15 protein-coding genes are annotated in these 21446 nt (G+C 31.8%); 2 read left to right on the plus strand and 13 right to left on the minus strand.

What is annotated here, in order from left to right; all coding sequences use genetic code 11:
- Positions 1-57: 57 nt before the first annotated feature.
- Positions 58-1290: a beta-ketoacyl-[acyl-carrier-protein] synthase family protein gene (fabF, locus tag V5E38_RS09410; RefSeq protein ID WP_499213067.1), complete on the minus strand. Its 1233-nt coding sequence runs from the start codon at positions 1288-1290 to the stop codon at positions 58-60.
- 107 nt (positions 1291-1397) lie between these two features.
- Between fabF and V5E38_RS09415 the strand changes: the two genes are divergently transcribed.
- The gene (locus V5E38_RS09415) at positions 1398-2237 is read left to right on the plus strand and encodes a helix-turn-helix transcriptional regulator (protein WP_499213068.1); all 840 of its coding nucleotides are present in this window, start codon (positions 1398-1400) and stop codon (positions 2235-2237) included.
- A gap of 353 nt (positions 2238-2590) precedes the next feature.
- Here the strand turns inward: V5E38_RS09415 and V5E38_RS09420 are convergent, their stop codons facing one another.
- From V5E38_RS09420 to V5E38_RS09440, 5 genes are all read right to left on the minus strand, one after another.
- Positions 2591-3094 carry a TIR domain-containing protein gene (locus V5E38_RS09420; RefSeq protein ID WP_499213069.1) on the minus strand — a complete coding sequence of 168 codons (504 nt, stop codon included), beginning with the start codon at positions 3092-3094 and terminating at the stop codon, positions 2591-2593.
- Positions 3095-3337: 243 nt separating this feature from the next.
- Positions 3338-7300 (minus strand): S8 family serine peptidase, encoded by a 3963-nt coding sequence (locus V5E38_RS09425; RefSeq protein WP_499213070.1) that lies wholly within the window; start codon positions 7298-7300, stop codon positions 3338-3340.
- 859 nt (positions 7301-8159) lie between these two features.
- Complete coding sequence (locus V5E38_RS09430) at positions 8160-8582, minus strand: hypothetical protein (RefSeq protein WP_499213071.1); 423 nt, start codon at positions 8580-8582, stop codon at positions 8160-8162.
- A gap of 330 nt (positions 8583-8912) precedes the next feature.
- Positions 8913-9203: an SAV0927 family protein gene (locus V5E38_RS09435; RefSeq protein ID WP_097977120.1), complete on the minus strand. Its 291-nt coding sequence runs from the start codon at positions 9201-9203 to the stop codon at positions 8913-8915.
- A 322-nt stretch (positions 9204-9525) separates the two neighbouring features.
- On the minus strand, positions 9526-10086 hold the full coding sequence (locus tag V5E38_RS09440; RefSeq protein ID WP_499213072.1) for a GNAT family N-acetyltransferase: 561 nt from the start codon (positions 10084-10086) through the stop codon (positions 9526-9528).
- A gap of 170 nt (positions 10087-10256) precedes the next feature.
- Between V5E38_RS09440 and V5E38_RS09445 the strand changes: the two genes are divergently transcribed.
- Positions 10257-11054, plus strand: coding sequence for a formate/nitrite transporter family protein (locus tag V5E38_RS09445; RefSeq protein WP_335479416.1), 798 nt, complete (start codon positions 10257-10259; stop codon positions 11052-11054).
- An 85-nt stretch (positions 11055-11139) separates the two neighbouring features.
- Here the strand turns inward: V5E38_RS09445 and V5E38_RS09450 are convergent, their stop codons facing one another.
- The 7 genes from V5E38_RS09450 to V5E38_RS09480 form a co-directional block, all read right to left on the minus strand.
- On the minus strand, positions 11140-12162 hold the full coding sequence (locus V5E38_RS09450) for an NADH:flavin oxidoreductase/NADH oxidase (protein ID WP_499213073.1): 1023 nt from the start codon (positions 12160-12162) through the stop codon (positions 11140-11142).
- 180 nt (positions 12163-12342) lie between these two features.
- On the minus strand, positions 12343-13977 hold the full coding sequence (locus V5E38_RS09455) for a hypothetical protein (protein WP_499213074.1): 1635 nt from the start codon (positions 13975-13977) through the stop codon (positions 12343-12345).
- Between the two features lie 2 nt (positions 13978-13979).
- Positions 13980-14738 carry an ABC transporter ATP-binding protein gene (locus V5E38_RS09460; protein ID WP_499213075.1) on the minus strand — a complete coding sequence of 253 codons (759 nt, stop codon included), beginning with the start codon at positions 14736-14738 and terminating at the stop codon, positions 13980-13982.
- 285 nt (positions 14739-15023) lie between these two features.
- Positions 15024-17141 carry a HelD family protein gene (locus V5E38_RS09465; protein ID WP_499213076.1) on the minus strand — a complete coding sequence of 706 codons (2118 nt, stop codon included), beginning with the start codon at positions 17139-17141 and terminating at the stop codon, positions 15024-15026.
- A gap of 383 nt (positions 17142-17524) precedes the next feature.
- The gene (locus tag V5E38_RS09470; protein WP_499213077.1) at positions 17525-18643 is read right to left on the minus strand and encodes a Ger(x)C family spore germination protein; all 1119 of its coding nucleotides are present in this window, start codon (positions 18641-18643) and stop codon (positions 17525-17527) included.
- Positions 18644-18650: 7 nt separating this feature from the next.
- Positions 18651-19736 carry a GerAB/ArcD/ProY family transporter gene (locus V5E38_RS09475; RefSeq protein WP_499213078.1) on the minus strand — a complete coding sequence of 362 codons (1086 nt, stop codon included), beginning with the start codon at positions 19734-19736 and terminating at the stop codon, positions 18651-18653.
- Between the two features lie 23 nt (positions 19737-19759).
- Positions 19760-21217, minus strand: coding sequence for a spore germination protein (locus V5E38_RS09480; RefSeq protein WP_499213079.1), 1458 nt, complete (start codon positions 21215-21217; stop codon positions 19760-19762).
- Positions 21218-21446 lie beyond the last annotated feature (229 nt).

Genomic DNA, 21446 nt, shown 5'->3' on the forward strand with positions numbered 1-21446 from the left:
AAGCCTCTTACTAAAAAGAGGCTTTTGACTATTGATAAATATCTACTTCTATTTAATTTAAACGTACTTTTTCAATACTATGGCAGAATTATGTCCACCGAAGCCAAAAGAGTTTGAAATTCCGATGTTTAACTCTTTTTTCCTTGCCCCTTCCGATACATAGTCTAAATCACAATCAGGATCTGGTTGAGTTAAGTTAATTGTTGGCGGAATAATTCCTTCTTGAAGACTTTTTACTAATGCGATCGCTTCTACTCCTCCTGCTGCGCCAAGCATATGACCAAGCATTGATTTATTTGCTGTAACTGGAATTTTATAAGCGTGTTCGCCAAACAGTTTTTTTATTGCCAGCGTTTCAGATTGATCGCCTAATGGGGTACTTGTTGCATGTGCACTAATGAGATCCACATCTTGTAATGCAATTTCAGCTCTATTTAAAGCATTTCTCATAGCTAAAAACGCTCCTCGTCCTTCTGGGTGAGTTGCAACCATATGATATGCATCCGAACTTGCTCCATAACCAATTATCTCACATAAGATCGGCGCATTTCTTTTTACTGCGTGTTCTAAAGATTCTAACACTAAAATCCCCGCACCTTCACTCATTACAAATCCATCTCTTTTTGCATCAAAAGGTCGACTTGATGAGGTAGGTTCATTATTGATGGACAATGCCTTAGCATTACCAAAACTTGCTAAAGATAATTGAGTTATAGCAGCCTCTGTACCACCCGCAAAAATAACATCCGCTTCTCCGTTACGAATTGTATTGAATGCCTCTCCAATAGCTGAATTTCCTATAGAGCATGCGGTTACTGGTGCTAAAGATGGTCCAAGTGCACCTAATCTTATACTTATTTGAGCTGCTGCCGCATTTGAAATCATCATCGGTACTAAACTTGGACTAACTCTCCCAGGTCCTCTCTCGTTTAATAAATTTACATTTTCGATAAAGGTATTAATCCCACCAATTCCAGATCCTACATAAACTCCTAAACGTTCAAGATCGATTTTTTCTAATTGTAAATGTGAACTTTCTAAAGCTTGTTCAGCAGCTGCTAAAGCAAATTGACTAAAACGATCTAATTTTCTTGCTTCCTTTCTTCCCCATCTTTCTTCGGCATCAAAGTCACGAACAATTCCTGCTACTTTCGTTTTTATATTTGAAACATCAATTGTATCAATAGCCGTGATACCTGATTTTCCGTTAATTAAGTTATTCCAAACTGTATCTACATCATTTCCTAGAGGGGAGACAACACCCATACCTGTAATAACTATTCTTCTCATCATAAGTTCTCCAATCGTTTTTTCTTTATTTTAACGCGAATTTATCCTATTACAAGTTGTAGTTTATCCTAGTATAATTTATACTACGCTTAGAAGGGAGTTATAATATGAATCGAGAAACCCGACTACAAGCACTGTCAGAATTTCTAAAAACGCAACGGTCTAAAATAAATCCGCAAATGGTTGGATTACCAGTTGGAACCCGTAGAAGAACTCCGGGCCTTCGTAGAGAAGAGGTTGCCGGGTTAGCAGGAGTAAGTACAACATGGTATACGTGGTTAGAACAAGGAAGAGATATAACAGTTTCTAATTCCGTATTAGATGCCATTTCAGATGCATTACAGTTAAATAAGGATGAGCGAAATTATTTATATGCACTTGCTTTACCGGAAGCTGAAAAACGCTCATTTTCAAATGAAGAAGAAACAGTCATTAGTCCAGCCTTGACTAAAATATTAAATGAACTTCGGAACTGTCCGATCATTATTTCAGATCGAAGATGCCATATCGTAGGATGGAATCCAGCAGCAGCTCACGTATTCTTAGATTTCGAACAAATTCCAAAAGAGGAACGAAATCTTATTCAATTGCTCTTCTCTAGAAAAGAATTTAAAAGTTTAGCAGTTAATTGGGAGCATTTTGTGAAAGGCTTTTTAGCAATTTTTCGAACATATTACGGACAATATGTGGGCGATCAATGGTACACTTCCTTTATTAATGAAATGGAACAAAATTTCCCAGAATTTCATGAACTCTGGAATGAGAGCGAAGTAAGTTCAGCCCCAGATGTTTTAATTGAGTTTCGACACGCAAAAGCAGGAAAAATGCTCTTTAACTTAACATCCTTACAAGTTCAAGGAAACATTGATTTAAGATGTAGTGTATACACTCCTGTTGAAAATACAAATACAGAATCAAAGTTAAGAAAACTGATGGATAATGGGTAGATTTTTAAAGTGGAAAAGCTTGGCAATTATGTTTTTTTGAGTGTTGTAAACATGGGATAGTTAATTAGTGTTTAATGTGAACATTGTTATATTTCTCATGAAGCTATTATGAGGTACTCCTTTTCTTATTTTTTCATTTTTACTTACTCATGAAGCTCATATGATTGAAGATTTAAAAAAAGTAATTGAATTAATTTAAATACAAAAAAAGGGTAACTAATTTAGTCACCCTTTTGGTTTAATATGCTTTCATATGATCTGGAGTTCCGTATTCTGCTTTGCGACGAAGAACGACAATTCCTCTTTCAGTTTTACCATTAAAATCAGCAAGTCCCTTTTGGCCAATACCTTTTTCAACTTTTGGATAGAAATCTTTCTTCTCTAATCTTTCTCTTTATTTTAATACAAGCACCAGCCACTTCTTGAACAATATCTTTATCATCACGTATATCATATTTTAAGGAATTAAGACCTGTTAAATCCGAAAGTAAATGATAGTTCAGCGGTTTTATAGCGTTTTTATGTACTATGCCTTTCGTATCATTTGGCATTATGTAAAATACTCGTCCTCTTCTTAAACGCCCCCAAAATAGACCCATTTCAAACATTGTATTATCTCTTGTTGCTAAATATTTCTTATTTCGAATCTCAATAATATCGTCTGGAGTAAATATGAAAACTGCAAAGTCATTTGTATCGAGTTGCTTTTCTAAATCATCCATCGTGTACTCTAGTTCTTCAAAATAATTCATCCACATCGTGACTTCCGTATCCCTTTTTAGTCCCTCAAATACGGCTTCAACATAATGAATAGCTTCCGCTGATAAACCAATAAACACTCTTGGTTTCCTCTCCATAATTCCTAGATCCTCCACATTTGCTTCACTAATAATGCCAAAATAATTAGGCTGGCCAACGAAATGACCAATGTATTTTTGTTTAATTTTAACAAATGTAAAGATATAACGTCTATATTATTCAAAATATTTTACAAAATTTGTCACCTTTTTATTTCCCTTGGTAGAGGTAATTAAACTAATCTAAATTCGAAAAAAAATCCCGAAATACTCAAAAGAGCAATCAGGATTTTTTTGTTTTGCTTATTTAACTAAAGAAAACTGAGTTAATTTAAATGAATCAACATTTATTAACTTGTTTGTTGCAGCACTAGATTTTGTACCAGTAGCAACAATTTTAATAGTGTGTGCTTTGTTTGGTAGATTTTGCAAATTAAAAACACTCACTTTATATTTGCGGCTTGAAGAGTAAAGGTCAATTTGCTTGATTTTTTTACCATCAACATAAACATCAGCTCTACCCATATTCTTATCTTTTAAAGCAAATACAGTTATACCCGTACCACTAAAATTGTATTGAAGTGATCCAGTAGATGCTTTTGTTTGATTAATCGTACCGCCAGAAGCGCTCGTATACTTTAATTTATTCCAAGTTCCAGAGTATTTAACATTAGAATCTGTGTTCTCTACTGTTTTTGTCGTTTGCACGGAAATTGATAGACTATATTGGCCAGAACCTTTTCCACCAGAAGGAATGGAAGGAACGATATAGTACATACCTTTTTTCTTTGGTTTAAAGACGATTTTTTCAGATGAAGAAGTGCCAGCTGATTTATTCAATGGAACAGTCTTATCGTAAATAGTTGAAGTACCAATATTAAATAATGAAAGATCAAAGTTAGTATTAGAAGGCCCTGTTAGCGTAATCTCATATGTTTTACCCGCTTCTAAATTTTTAGACCAAACGTCATTTAAGTCGTTTGCGGCAGCATTTAGACTACCTTTTACAGTACCATTCAATGGTAGACTTGCATTAGTATCATCATCGTAAACGTAAGTAATTGGTGATGAAAAAGGTGTCTCTTTATTATTTGTATTAATAGTTACGACATAGTCGTATTTTTTGCCTGGTTTTGCAGTCTTATCTATATAAGATGTTGTCTTGGTGTTATTTATTTTTGCATAGTTTTTTTCCGTAGACTCTTTTCGGTAAATATTATATGTGTCAGCCCAGCTCTTAGCTGTCCATGAAATAACAGGATATTTCATTTTAGTGTCAAAAGATGTTTTCAATGTAATAGGATTTTCTTTTACAACAAATTTATCCAAATTGATCCCTGTAGCTGATTTTCTTGCCGCTGGATCACTTTTTCCAGTCCATACTATTCTTATAGAGTGATTGCCAAAAGTATTAAATTCATACTTCAATAAACTTTGCTTCGATTTGAACGTGCTATCATAAAGCGATTTTGATGCAAACTTATTGCCGTCTATATATACATCGGCAATTCCTTGGGAAGGATCTTTAAAACCTTGCCATTCAATACTAGACCCAACAAATGAAAACCTAACTTCTCCTTTAGAATTAAGTACCCCTGCCATTTCTTCTGAGAATTGTGGATTCATTATTGGCATCCAATCTCCAGCTAAAGTCACAAAGCTAGAATCATCTTCATACGATCCATCGAAATTACCAGTGTAAAGTTTATAGTTTCCTGTACCTTTGTAATCGTGGACATTTACAAAATAAATGCCAGTTCTAGGAGCTACAAAGTTTATCTTTTCGTTCGATGAATTGGCGTTCTCTGAGTATGCAACCATTCCATTTTTATTATTTACGCTAGTTGTTGATTCATTGTAAACATACAAGTCAAAATCAGTTCCTGCTTGACCATTTAAAGAGAATGTGATGCCTTGTCCTTCTTTTAATGACAATGCATAAACATCGTCTTTATTACCAGCGTTATTAACTGTTTTTTCTTCTAATTTGCCATCTTTAACAAATTTATCTAATGGAACTCCAGGAGTATCATTGTCATCAAATTTATCAAGATCCGAAGCTCTAACAATATTTCCAGTACCTACAAGTCCTTTTAGGTTTTCTAGCGTCTTTCCTTTTGCACTAGTATATAGTTTAAGCATTTCAGGTGACATGTCCGGATTTAAACCTAATAAAATAGCAGCAGCACCTGTAGTATGTGGAGTTGCCATAGATGTTCCACTATAATAATCATATGCTTGTGAATAATCAGAAACATATTCTGAATTTATGACTGCCTTTGAATTATTAGATTGAAGAAAATCAGCGAAATAGTATGGAAAATCATACCTATTTATATTTAAATTAGTATTATCATAGATTCCACCAGATAATCCTTTTACATTCAAACTTGGTCCCATATCCGGGTATACATTTAAACCTAAAGTATCCTTAACAAATGGTGATTTTTCTTGTCCTGATAAGGCGTTTACACCTGATAATAATAATTTTCCACCATTTGAAAGGTAATTTTTTAACATGTCGGTATCAGTTTTAGTTAAGGTTGTACCATCATCAGAAATAATTCCAAGTCCATTACCAGTATACCAAACTACAGCATCGTAGGAGGATAATTCGGTACTGCTCTTGTAATCTGAAAGAGAAGATTGAGAACTTATTGTTACCTTATCCGCGTTAGGTAACAGTTGATTATATATTGGTGAATAGTCTTTAAATATCTTTGAAATTTCTTCGTCATTGAATAATTGAGCAAGATCATGTTCATCATCTTGAACAAGTAAAATTTTCTTATTATCGGTAATATCTAAATAGCTTAAAGCTTTGTCAAAAGCATCTTGTCTTTCTGAATCTGTAATTTCTTCGGACCCTATTTTTTCGTAGCCTATTCCATCAAAGATTGCCTTGTAATTATCTCCAGAAATTTGTGCCGATGCTCCAGCTCCACCTTTAATATTCAATTTTGCTATAATTTCATCGATTGGGTATTTAGGAACTGAACTTAAAATGTCAACTCCAGGAGCAGCAACATCAACAGATTCCGCACCATAATTTGAGAAAGGTGCTAAGTTACCTTTGTTATCAACAGCAGCTACAGATAAGATATTAGAACTTTCATAGCTTGCAGGATAAGCTCCCTCTTCATCATTATCCATTCCATCATTTCCTGCAGCAGCTACAAATAAGCTATTGGAATTTTCAATTGCTTCTTCAAGTAACGGATCGTATTCTCCGCCACCCCAGCTGTTATTTGTAATTTTAACTCCTATACTTTTAGCATATTCAATCGCTTCAATCGCATCTGCCGTTGTTCCACCATCAGGACCAATGAACTTTAATGGTACTATTTTTACATTTGGAGCTACACCAACGATCCCTTTATTATCTTTTGTTAACTCTGCAGCAATTGTTCCGGATACATGAGTACCATGTTCATCTCCATCAAGTGCATCATAGACCGTATTATCATGGTGATAGAAATCCCAACCATTTATATCATCAACATAACCATTGCCATCATCATCTACACCTTTTTTTCCATGTAATTCCTTTTCATTTACCCAAATTTTATTTTTTAAATCTGGGTGGTTAATATCCACGCCCGTATCAATTACACCTACTAATACTTCCGATAAATTAGAACCATATTGTTTCCAGCTTTCAGGTGCGTTTATATCAATATCCTTTATTCCTTTACTACCATTAATCGTCTGTTCGTAATTATCCAGTCCCCATAATTTACCTTCATCATAATAGTTAACCGTATTTTTAAAGTCAGAAGCATAATATTTATAGTTTGGTTGTACAGATTCAACGTTTGGATCCTTTTTTAGCTTCGTTATGTACTCACTAGTGCTTTCGCCTGTTGGGATATGTACTAGTTCAGCGTTTAAACTCTTTAATTTCTTTGAAGATTTTAAAGAATACTTTTTCTGAAGTGTAGTGATTTCACTAGTAGTCACTTTCTTCTTATATTTAACGATTAATTCACCTGTTTGTTCATTATGTTTCGATACCGATTGTTTATTTTTTAATTTATCTCTTAATTTTGTTTCAATTTTAGATTCTGCCTTTTTAGGGAGTACTTTACCACTTGCTTTTGGTACTTCCTTTATTTGACTTTTTCTAAGGTTTTTACCAGAGTTTACCTGATTAGCAACTGTACTATTAGCTCCTGTTACTGAAGCAGCTTGAACTGTCCCAGAATAAATACTTGAAAATAAAAGGATTGTAGATACAGGTAAAGCTAAATAATTTTTTTTCTTCATTGTAGAGCCCCTTTTTTAATAGATTCAAAGAAAATTAATTAGACACACATATGTAACATTTAAACATTAATCCATTCATTTGATTGAAAGATTTGAATTTATTAATGAATGAAAACAAATGGATTAATTTTTATAAGTAGTTACATTAGTTCCAAATCAAAACTGTCAAATCCCTCCTTTCTATTGGAATTATTTTCTAGTAAACACTCAATAATACCTTTTAAATTACTCAAAAATAGAACTTTTGGATTTGATAATATGAATTTCCGAGGATTTTCAAGGCCTATTTACCTGTAAGATAATTAACGAAACAAGCGTTTTTACTCACTATAAATAGAATAAGAGATATAATTGTAACAAACTCTTATTAATTGTAAGTTATTTAAAACAAAATTAATATATAATTAATAATTTTTTTAGATTAATAGAGAATCTTCTTTATTCATATTTTTGCCATAATTGTGGCTATCGTTGTATGTACATTATCATCACAATGTTTGTCATGTAAAGGCCGCCTGGCACAATTTTAGAAGTAGAATTTCCGATGTAACCAAATATGATATCACCACCAAATAACTTGAGAAAATCAAATTTCTTATTTTCTGAAGATTAAATACGGCAATTAACCTCTCTCCTATGCCTTGAAAATTGTATTTATCTTTTTGCTTTCTTCAAATTACAAAACTATATCTTTTTCTCTTAGCTTTTTCCAATGAATACGGGAGAGAATCCACAAAAAGGCTTAGAGACATTCTTTCAATCAAAGAAGTTAATTAACTTAAATACAATTACATAAACATAGATACAACAAAAAACACAACTTGTTATTTAAACAGTTGTGTTTTCTTTATGTTTGCATTCAATTATCACTATTTCTAATCATTCTCCAATTAATAAATGCCAAAATAGTTAATAAAACTATTGCCGAGAACCATAAATAAAAACCAAGGTTATGCTCCGCAACTTTGGATGTATTTCCCCCCTCATCAAGCATCAAATCCATTGGAAAAAATGCTCTGATTGCCAGCAATAACATAAATATATGACTAATACTAGTTTTCTTTCCCCTTAACGTTTGAATTGAAATGTAAAGAAAAAACAGGTTTGCATACCAACTAATAGCAGACATCATACCCGCAAATACACCTAACCAACCTGTTAACAATATAATAAGTCCTCCAAATTTATCCCCACTTGCTGTAGTTAAAGCAGTAAACCTTAACGAAATAAAATACAAAGCCCAAATTATTATCAGAGTAATTATCTTGAAATGCTTTTTCATTATTTCTATCCTCCTTAACATATTTTACTTTTAAAATATGATTCTTCTATATGCATTTTGTTTCTTAAAATTTAAAAACCTCTTCGTTACTTCATTTGTTTTATTTTCAGTGAAAGTTGCCAATATATTCGAATAGACTAGTACTAATCCTAATAGTTGCAGATGGGGAAGCTGCAAAACGAATTAGAAACTGGCTTAAATTTGATATTTAAATGATAAAAGAGAAGCCGGTAGCAAAATAGCTACTCTCTTTACTTAAATAGGTAATCAAACATGTAATTAAAAATACAAATTAAAAAGAGTCTCCTAAAATATGGAGACTCTCGCTTTTTAATATTGATCACTAAAAATTCGTTGGTCCAAGATAGAATGAAAAAATGATTCAATTTCTTTGATGTCTTCAGCTGCAATGCCAAGCTTTTGGTCCCAGTGTTCTGGATGGTCAATGTCTTCTCTGCAAAGTAATACCATTCGACCACTTTGAATAGAGACCACCATTGCTTTGCCTAGAAATTTTTCCGAAAAGATAACAGCAAAGTCGTAGCGATGGCTACCTGCAGCGATACAGTAATAATGAATGTTTTGGTTTTCTTTCTCTTCCGATATAATGTAGAAATTCATCCCTACCACTCCTTTTTTTTCACCATAGTTTTTACTTTGAGCATCTTACACTATAATCGAATTGTTGAATCGATTATTAAATAGTAAAGAGAGTAAGAACTCCCTTACTTATTAATTAGCTAAAATATGCCAATTTTCCTTTATTTTATTGCTAAAATTTTACGATAAATTAAAAATTATGTCGTAATGCATAGGAAATAATTTTCATTTAATGTAAAATTGGACTTTTTCCTTAGCTATTGGTAATTATTTTCCATCAAAAAAAAAAGATAAACAGTAAACTGTCTATCTTAAAATTAAACAAAATATTTATTTTACGAAATTAGCTTTGTACAACCTTCTCTGCAAATTCTTCTTCCAAGATTGCCAAACAAACATGATCATACCATTGATCTCTAATTTTTAAGTTTTTTCGATAATATCCTTCCTTCACGAATCCAACTTTTTCAAGGACGCGTAAAGACCCTAAATTTTCTGGATTAACTTCTGAAGTAACTCGGTGGAACTTCAAATCTTCAAATGCAATTTTCAGAGCAAGTTTCAAAGCTTTCGTCATATATCCTTGGCCATTAAATTTTTCCCCAATGTGGTAACCAACCATACAACTTTGTTTAGGTCCTCGTGTCACAAAAATGAATTGTACTTCTCCTATTAAAGTTAGATCATTGTCTTCTTTTACAAAGATCGCAAAATCATATCTACTATCTTCTGCGCTTTTTTCCATAAATTCTTTAATACTATTCATTTGTCCTTCAACAGTGTAAAAGTCTTCTTTCCTTAACGTCGGAGACCATTTTTCAAAATGTTCTTTATTTTCTATATGTAATTGTAACTTAGCCTCTGCATCCTCAAGTGTATATGGGCGTACTATAATTTCTTTCAAAATAACCCCTCCAATAAACTTTTCTATATCTACTATTCGATATCCATCAACTCATTAATAACAGTTGAATTAATTATGCGGAAAATTGTTAATAATTAAATTTTACCATAAAAATTTACAAAAATGCTATTTCTTAACCATTTATGGGCAAATTAAAAAGGGGTGATACCATGGAAACTAAACCGCTTTTAGAAGTTGAAAAATTGGCTTTAAAGAAACAAAAAATATTTGAACAAAGCCATTTCCGCTACATATTAAGAAGTATGCTTGCTAGTATGTTTATTGGATTCGGTGTAATGGTAGCTTTCAAGACTGGGAACGGATTTTTCTTAGTTAATTCTCCTGTTGCATACCCAATTGCCGCATTAACATTTGGTGCAGCAATTGTGTTGATTTGGTATGGTGGTGGAGATCTCTTTACTGGGAATACATTTTATTACACTTATGCAGCATTAAGAGATAAGATGAAATGGCCTAAAGTTTTTGAGCTTTTGGTATATAGTTATGTAGGAAATGTATTAGGGGCATGTCTTTTTGCGTTTATCATTTATACTACTGGACTTTTTGAAGCTCCTGACTCAAGTGCATTTCTATTATCAGTTGTCGAACATAAAATAGATAATTCTATTTTTCATTTATTCGCAAGGGGTATCTTGTGTAATTGGCTTGTGTGCCTTGCCTTTTTCATACCAATGTCCTTTGGTGAAACTGAAAATCTAACAAAAATTACTGCGATGATGTTATTTGTGTTTTGTTTCTTTATGTCCGGTTACGAGCATAGTATTGCCAATATGTGCTCCTTTGCAATTGCACTTGTCATTGATCATCCTGCCACTATTTCTATATCCGGTATAATTCGAAATCTAATTCCTGTAACAATAGGAAATCTTATTGGTGGAGAATTTATGATGGCAGTTATGTACTATTTTGCGAACAAACCATTTTTTGATGAAGTAAATTCCAAATAATGTCTAGTTAGAAACTATCCAATTTTTTATAGTCTCAATAAAAAAGTACGCTGTTCACATAGCGTACTTTTCTACTAATTTATTCTTAATATGCTCTCTCATACGGTTTTGGAGTCAAAGGTTTCCCATCAAGAAGGATAGAAGCTTCATTCGCCCAATAAGGATTGCTTAGCATCCCACGACCAACAGCGATTAAATCCGCTTCTTGATTGCCAAGTACAGATTCTGCAAGATTTGCATCATCTAATTTCCCAACTGCAATAACAGGGATTTCTACTTCTTTCTTTATTTGTTCAGCCAATTTGACTTGATATCCAGGATGAGATCCAGGTCTACCTCCTGAACCGATTGGACCTTCTCCACCAGATGAAATGTGGAAGATATCGACACCTTCATCACGGAATGATTTAGCCATTTCGACAGAATAATCTAGTCCATAGCCTCCATCCACGTATTCTAACGCAGAAATTCGCATAATAAGTGGCATATCAGCTGGCATTACACTTTTAGCTGCTTTAATGACTTCTTTTCCAAATAAAAATTTATCCCGTCCATATTCATCTGTTCTTTGATTCGTATAAGCAGATGCAAATTGGTGAATGAGATAGCCATGTGCTCCATGAAGCTCAATCGTATCTACTCCTGCAAGAACCGCGCGCTCTACACCTTTTTTGAACTTTTCAACCATTTCTTTAACTTCTAAAGTTGTTAACTCATGTGGTGTTTTTGATTTCTCGTTAAATGCGTTCGGTGAAGACGACACTGGAATTGGAGCATCTTCAGCTTTACGTCCTGCATGGGCAATTTGAATCGCAACTTTTGCACCATATTTATGACATTCATCGACAATACGTTTAAATGCCGGTATATGGTCATCACTCCAAATTCCTAGGCAATAATCTGAAATGCGGCCTCGATCTTCAACATTTGTCATTTCAATAATGATTAAACCCGTACCTCCGATTGCACGACTAGTATAGTGAACGAAATGCCAATCTGTTGGAATCCCATCTTTTAAATGGACTGAATATTGACACATAGGTGGCATCACAACACGATTTTTTAATTCTAATCCTTTGTATTTGAATGGTTTGAATAAATTAGACATAGTCAACGTCCTCTCACAAACTTTTTATTTAAGCTACAATCCCATATTATCCCAATCAATTAAAAAGTTCTATTTAATTGCTCAACTCACTTATTTATCTTACCCAAGTAATAAAATATAAAAAGTAGAAAGCATTGTGCCCTCTACTTTTTTTGTAATAATAATCGACAATTCTTCGTTTCAAAAATTCCAAATCGTTTTATAGGCGTGCTTCCATGAAAAGAAAGTCACAATAATTAGCAAGACTAAATAAATCATTACACCAAATGGAATAAAAGTTATTCCCCAGTGAATTAAAGCTAAAATCCCCCCTAACACTAAGGCAATCATTATTTTAATACCAGAATTTTGTTGTGCATCCTCAAAAGACTCTGAAAATGGAAGTGATCCTTTAAGATAATTTGAGCAAATTACTGTATATAAAATTGAGCTTACAAAAACAACTAAAATATCAGGAATTATTTTAATACCAAAGATTCCGATAAAAATTATACTTAAAATAAAATAGACAGGAAAATATAGATTTGCGATAAATACCTTTAAAGTTGCACTATATAATGGTGCGAGGTTTGATACTGGCGCTGTTTTATAGATCCAGGCTCCTTTATATTTCCCGGAATATTTTAGCATTGCGATTGCATTCGGAATGATTAAGCAAGACGAATAAATCGTTAAATAACTTTTACCTGAAACGATATGTTGATAGGAAGAAATTTGTAATTGATTGAATAGAAAAACGAATGGAAGAACGAGTGATAATCCCAATGATGGATAAACCTTTAAACGGAATTCCCTCTCGTTTCGCATCATATTATCTGCAAATCTAAAAAAAACCTTTTCTTCATTATTACTGCAAAATACTTTAGTCAGCCAATTCTTCCACTTACTGTCTTTTTTTCTATTAATACCACTATTATTTGATAATTTTTGAAGATTTTTCTCAAAGGACGGGATCAATAAACTATATAACATGATTGCAATAATAGGGATTATTACTGCTAAAATAGAAAATCCAATAAGATATGTACTTGTGTTACGATTTAAAATCAACTCAAATGGCGCCCCGAACCAAAAAGGTGGAATAAGAAAATGATACCAAGTTGGCGAAAATGACATATCTAGATTTACAAAACTAAATGCTCTACCAACAAGTTGATAACCTACAGCAATTGAAATTGATAATCCGATTTGGACGTAATTGATAATATCTTTTAACTTCTCACCATCAAAAAATCTTAAAATGAAATAATAGATAATCGACGTTAAGACAACTATAAATAAATTGACGAGAAGTAGCTCTACAATCGCCAAAATTAAGAATAAAATCCCATGTCTAAATGTTCCAACTATTACTGGCAAAGCTGTAATTGATGTCGTTATTAATAAAAGATAGATAGATATGTGTACCATTTTTGCTGCAGTAATTGTCTTTTTTCTAATCGGTTTTGTATGAAGAATCCCCTTATCTTTTACATCAAGTAAGACATTTGAAAAATCCGAAATCATTGATGTCATAATGAGGAACATAATAATGCCAAAAAAAGCGCTCATTTCATATACATAACTTTTTCCAAACAGCACTAATGGAATAAGCATCAAACTAAGTAAAGCATATATTCCTAATGATTTTGTGATTCCATTTTCTTCATCTTTCTTTGTTTTCTTGTTGTTTTGATTGAAAATGGTCGGTGTCCTACGACTATCCATTGTTAATTTTACCGCTAAAATTTTACGCATGATAGGATATTCAACACCAAATAATTCAAATAGTGGTCGGAAAAAATCTAAGATTTTTAACATAGGGAACTCTTTCATCGTTATCCCCCTTTAACAATGGATACGAATTCCTCAGCTAAAGCTTGATGTTCATTAAACCCTGTAAGCTGATTGAAAATCTGTTCCAATGATCCCTCTTCATTTTGCTCCTTTAATTCTTTAAAACTACCATCTGCTACGATTTTACCATCATTGATCAAAATAATTCGATTACTTATTTTCTCTACAACATCCATAATATGAGATGAATAAAAAATCGTTTTTCCATTGGCAGCTAGAATATCTAGAATTTCTTTAAATACCATCACACTATTTGCATCAAGCCCACTTAGTGGCTCATCCAAAAACAATAGGTCAGGATTATGTATTAAACTTGAAATGATTAGGACTTTTTGCCTCATCCCCTTTGAAAAAGAAGCAATTCGGGATAAGTAAACTTCCTCCAAACCAAATACCTTCATCATCTTCTTAGCCTTCTCATCAGCTTCATCAAAATCCATTCCGTATAACTCGCTAACGAATGTTAAATACTCTCTAGCGGTAAGATTATCGTATAGTTCAGCAATTTCTGGAACATACCCAATTTTTTTCTTGTATTCAACATTCTGATCTGAAATTTCTTCCCCAAAAATCTCAACATTCCCAGAGTAATTTCCTTCTAGTCCTAATAAAATTTTTATAGTCGTGCTTTTACCTGCACCATTTGGTCCAATATAACCAATAATTTGACCACGATGAACAGTTAAATCAATTCCTTTTAAAACCGATTTTGCACCATAGTCCTTTTTTAAATCCTTCAAACACAATATGACTTCTTGATTTGTCTCGATGATGATCACCTACTTTTTATTTAATACTTCAATATTAATAGTCTACTTATCTTGTTGAAAAGAGTAGGATTTACCATATTTTAGGAGATTTTTTACAATAATAGAAGAATTATATGTCTGTTTTTAGGAAATTGAAAATGTTTCAAAAGTTTTAGAAAGTTCATACGAGTCAAAATAAAAAAGCATCGATCTGTTAAATCGATGCTTTTTTGTAAATTTGTATTAAATAGTTGAATAAAATAATTAGCACTGTAATTAAACAATCTGAAGTGATGATTTTCCAATCAGTGGAGATTTGTTTCCAGAATATAATACGATCAAATTGTGAAGTGCTCGAGTACAGCCAACATAAAGTAACTTAGCGTCTTGTTTGGTTTGTTCATAATGCACATCATCTACATTAACAAGTAGTACAGCATCAAATTCAAGACCTTTAGAAAGATACACTGGTACTACTGAAATTCCACCTTCGTATTTTCTCTCTTTTGAATGAATAAAGGATACTTCTTCTCCAGCTGCAGATAATTCATTATGTAAAATTGCACACTCATCCTCAGTACGGCCAATTATTGCAATTGTATCCATTTTATCCTTTTTTAATTGATGGATGGAATTAATGATTACTTGAATTCGATTTATATGATCAACTTCTTGTATTTTAACTTGCTCTCCACTTCGAAATACTGGATTTGCTAGGCTAACTGGTATATTTGCTTTTTTAATAATCTCATTCGCAAAATGAATAATTTCCATTGTAGAACGATAGCTTCTATTTAACTCATAATAGGTTACTTCTTTTTCATTAAATACCTCTAAAAATTCATCCCAAGTATTAATCCCTTGATACGCGTGAATGGCTTGGGATAAATCGCCGAGAATGGTGAACGAATTTCCAAGCGTCATCTTATTTAATAATGCAATTTGGAAAGGTGAAAAATCCTGAGCTTCGTCTACTATTACATGATGGAACTTTTGCTTTGACTCAATTCCAAAAAGACGATTGTGAATATAGACTAGCGGAGCCAAATCCTCCTGATCCATCTCTTTCTTTTTACAATTTAAAGATGTAGATTTAATAATATCTGCTGGAATTTCGTCTACAATAAAAGCATCCTTTGTTGTAGTGAATAGAGATTTATAGAAAGAAAGTGCAGTATGTTTTGGCCATTGTTTCATATAAGAATTCAGATATTGAGTAGCTTTTTTCTTTTTCTCTTTTCTTATATTCGTTTCTTCTATAACCTTTAGCTCATTATCAATCCATTTCTTAAGCCTTGCAACAATGCGTTCTCTCCGTTTAGCAAGTGGATAATGTTTATATTCAATACTAAACCAATGTTTAAGTGTTTCTTTATCAATCATTCTCTTTTTCCAAGGTTTGAAATCTTTTTCAGGAACAGCTGAGGCTTCATACATATCCATGCATCGATCAATATATGACATAAAATGAGTTGAGCCTTTCCATTTACCTGGACTATTATGATTAATTTCAAGACGGTTAGCTCCAGTTGCGAACCATTTATTTAGGTTTTCTGATGAATCCTTTAGTTTTACTTCATGGTCGAGGGTATTTAATGCCCAATCAGAAAATGTTGTTTGTTGAATGCCGCCTACACCCAATTCTGGAAGAACATTTGAAATATAATCTAGAAACATGTTATTAGGTGCAAAAATAATCATTTTATCTGCCCTTAATGTTTCACGGTATTGGTAAATAAGAAATGCAAGTCGATGAAGAGCAACAGTTGTTTTTCCGCTTCCTGCTACTCCTTGAATAACTAAAGGTGTATTTTTGGATGAACGAATAATATCATTTTGTTCAGATTGAATAGTAGATACAATATCTTTCAAGCGATTATCTTTGTTTTCACTTAATCGATATAGAAGAAAATCATCAGTAGTTGATACATCTTGATCGCCTTTTACATATGTATCTACAACGCGTTGGAGATTTTTTTTGCGGATTACTATATTTCGTTTTAAATAGATTATACCTTCGATAATCCCTTCCGGAGATTCGTAATAAGCAGGATCGTCTCCTCCTGTAAACGAATAAAACATACTTGCAATTGGAGCACGCCAATCAATTATCAATGGATTTTCTGTAGTTTGTTCTGATATTCCTACTTTTCCTATGTAAACTGGTACCGAATCTTTCTGTTCCTCTTGAAAATCCATTCTCCCAAAATATGGTTCGTTTTTAGCTAAGCGAAGATTTCTTCGATTTGTATCTCGAATTCCTTCAAGTACTTGTTCGGTTACATCACTTCCGGTATAAACGGGAATCCCTTCAAGTTTTGTTAGCTGCCGTTCCATTTCAGATAAGATTGTGTTTAAATACTGAAGTTCTTCTTTAAATTGTTGTGTAGACATTTTTCTACCCCCTTTATATAAATAAATAGCCGAATTTTCAGACGGAAAGCTATTGTATCAAGAATTTAATAATAAAGTAAAGACATTATTATTAAAAAATTATTTTGATAATGGTTAAGCTTTTCTTGTTATATCAAATAAATTAAATATTATTACTATATTGAACTAGGAAAATGACTGTAGCTGAACAAAAGAAAAAAAGAAACTATAATAAATTCAATAACAATTTTAAATTAAAAAAGATGAAAACTGTACAACACAGAAATCACCTTTCCATTGCGGATTACTTCTTTTTCAAAATTTTTTTTAAAAGAATCTTTCATTAAGTGATTTTCACTTGTTTTATTGTTATGTTTATTTTGTGAAATTATATATCTTTTTACTTACATAGTTGTCCCTTTATCTACCAAAATAATTTTTACGTTTACATTAATTTTTGATTGTTGGTATGCACTAACCCAATCATCTTCTACTTTTTTCCATTCATGGTATTTAAATGACCTTGCGAATTGACCAAGACCAATAGGATCCAACTTTTCTTTTTGTAGTGATTTAATTAAATGATAAAGTTCTTTTTGTAATTCATGCTCAATTTCCTTTTTCAACTTTCCTTGTGATTCATCATTTAATAATATTGGGGATTCTGTTATAGATACCGGTAATTTAAGGTTTATATCAAATTGGTATTTTCCATCTTTATATTTCTTTTTTACATTCCTTTTTATATCCCTGACATAAAAACTGATTTTATCATTAGGGATGGTATTATTATTTTTGCTGTCTTGTTTATCCTTTAACCACATACTTATTTGTCCTGTATTTCTATCCGCTAATATTTTTATTAGCAATGTTTCTTTTAATGATAGAGACCTACTATATTGATTTTGATTGTTTAATAAAGTAGTACCACTTATTTCTAAAATATCATCCTTTAAAGTTAATTCAGGTGCAAAAGGTGTAATACCTTTTTCTGAATTCAAAGAGTAAAAATTTCGTAATGTAGTTCTTACTGAGACATTTCTAAAATTGGCTGTTTTTATTAACTGTGGAATAAATACTGATAATCTTGGCTTATTTTTCGGACTAAATTCAAAAACATCTGAAACAGAACCGTTAATAACTAATATATCAGCATTAAGACGCATCTTTGGATCTCGGTAAAATACATCTAATAAAGAAAACCAGTCTTTATGTTCAATTATTTTTCTACCGATTAATATAGCCTGCAACTTACCACCTGCTGTAATACCTGTTGCTTTTGCATCAAAATAATCTCTGGCTTCTTTGAAAGATAAACTTTTCACTTTAAATTCTTCATTTTTTTCTTTCGCATCTTTACTAAAAACAGGGCTTGACATATAAATAGTAACATTCCCTTGCTCGTCTAAATCAATTCCGTATAAAAGCGCCATAGTAATGTCTTCAATATTAACTTTATCATTACAACCTGTTAATCCCATTAATATCATCACACTTAATAAACAATGAGCAATTTTTTTCACTTTGATGTCACCCGAAATTTTTTTTATTTATTATTCCACCTATCCATAACAATATAGGTAGGCCTAAAATAACAATGAGCCCCAAATTAGAAAAAGTTTTCACTTGAAGATCAAAGAATTTAAAGGATGGAATGAAAAAAAATGAACTAATAGTAATCAAACTAAAAATAGTCATTACAAAAAGCGGAAATCGTTTTATTTTAAATAACTCATAAAGTCCGTCCATACCTGCCCAAAAATAGGTAACCCATGTTTTTGAAATTACCATAAATAGTAAGGATAATAAAATTACATCCATTCGCTCTAAAAATTGAAATTCGATAATACTTAAAATATCAATAACAGGTGCAAAAATAGTTAATATCTCATATGGATTATAATTTAAAAAACAAATTATTGTTACAAATAAATAGGTAAACGAACTCATCATATTTGCTACAATAACTCCCTTCATTGCTTTTTCCTTTTTATCTAAAAATGGATAGATTACAAATATGATTTCGATTCCTAAAAATGACACAGTCGTTGTAGGAACAGATTTTATAATAGGCATCCAACCTTCTTTCAAAATAGGAATTAGATTTTTAAAGTTTGGAATTTTTAATGTCAGAAATAACATAAGTAAGAAAAATATAACTAAAGGAAATATTGTTTCAATATATTTCGCAATTAAATGAATACCTCCAGTTACTAATTGAAAAGACGGAACCAAAAATAAGAACAATATAATATAAGCACTTGTATGTTGAAGTAAATATGATTGAACAAATAATACAGATAGCATTAAAACTAAAGATGCACCATATATGAAATAGATTGAGATTAAAAAAAGCATTATTTTTCCAACTATTTTTCCTAAATATAAAGTAATAAATGAAGAAAAATTTTTGTGTGGAACTTTTTGACATAATTTTATATATAAAGTACTTAAAATTGTTGAAATTAAACCTCCAAATAAGATCGAAATCCAACTGCCTGCACCTGATTTTTCAGCTAATTCACGTGGTAGCGATAACATTCCAATACCTATTTGAACACCAAAAATAATAAGAACAAATTGGTAGTATGTAATGTTCAATTTAGTGATATTCATTAATAATCACATCCAATATTCACTTAATGCTTTTTAATAGTTTTATTTTGATTTTTCCAAAGATAGTTTAAAGGAATTCGTATAAATGTATCCTTTAGTTGACTAAAAATAATTGGTGATAGGGGTGAAGAATATGCAGTATTGAAACTCTTTAATGATAGTACGTGAACAGTTAAGATCATTGTACTAATAACAAGTCCAAAAATGCCAAATAAAGACGCCATCACCATTATAGGAAATCTTAAGATACGTAAACTTGATGCCATTTCATATTTTGGAATAATAAACGAAGAAATAGCTGTTAATGCAACTACAATAACCATAATGTTACTTACAATACCTGCTTGAACTGCAGCTTGTCCAATTACAATCCCCCCTACTACCCCTACTGTTGTACTAATTGGCGCTGGTAATCTAACACCAGCTTCTCTAAGCATTTCTAATGTAATTTCCATAATAATTGCTTCAAATAGAGGATCAAAAGGGACCTGTGCACGTGATTCACCAATTGAAAAAAGTAATTTTAAAGGTACAACTTCAAAGTTAAACGAAACAATTGCAATATAAATTCCAGGTAAATAGAGCGTAATAAAGAAAGCTACAACTCTTAGAATTCGATTAAATGTAGCTACTAAAGATCTAGAAGAATAATCATCAATACTTGTAAAAAATGATATGAACTCAGAAGGTAAAATAATGACTTCAGATGAACGATCTAATATTAGAACGACTTTTCCTTTTAATATAGCTGCTGCCGCTTCATCCGGCCTTTCAGTCGTTAATATTTGTGGAAATGGTGAGAATTGATTTCTCTCCATTAATTGAGCCAATTGATTTGCATTTAACACTGAATCTACTTTTATTTCTGAAATTCTATTTTCTACAGATAATAGGAGATTCTCATCAACTACATGATCCAAATAAGCAATTGACACGATGCTTCTATTCTCATTTCCAATTTCAGTTTGTTTTGTTCGAAAATCACTATTTTGAATAAATCTGCGGAGTAAGGCGATGTTAGCTTGATACGTTTCAACAAAAGAAATTCTTGAACCTTTCAGTGAATTATCGATATTTGGCGGCATGAATGTCCTATGAGGTGGATTCTCTGTAGAATAAATAAAAGCAGATGAAACCCCGTCTAAAAATAAAACGCTCTTACCCTCTAGTACAGATTTTTCGATTTTAGCAATTCGAATTGAACTTTCCGTATTATTATTTACGAATATCTCGAAATCTTTTTTTTCCGAAATAATATTATTAATAAATGAATCAATTTTTTGCTCATTTACTAGACCAGATAAATAAATTAAAAGTGCAGGCTTTCCATCAATCATTAGAATTTTTTTTACAAGGTCAGAAGTAGGAAAGATTGATTCGATGATTTCCAAGTTTTCATTTATATTACCTTTGGGATTTATTGTGAAATTATGGATATTATTTTTCTTATTTTTTTCGTTTCTTCCATTTAAATGTTCCACTTAATATTTCATCCCTTCGCTAAAAACCAGAACTATTTTAGATTAATCATCCTACCATCTTCTATTCTAAAATTATCATGATTAGTATGCGCTACTTTGTTTCTTTTCATTATTGTTAGTTTAAATAAAGCAAATAAAAAAGCATGAATCAGATTAATTTTCGGATTCATGCCTTAGATACAACTTTATATTTTATGTTTTTTGTTAAGATTTTTAAAATTATTCCAAT

This window comes from Rossellomorea sp. GAMAL-10_SWC, from assembly GCF_049568075.1.
Lineage (GTDB): Bacteria > Bacillota > Bacilli > Bacillales > Bacillaceae_G > Gottfriedia.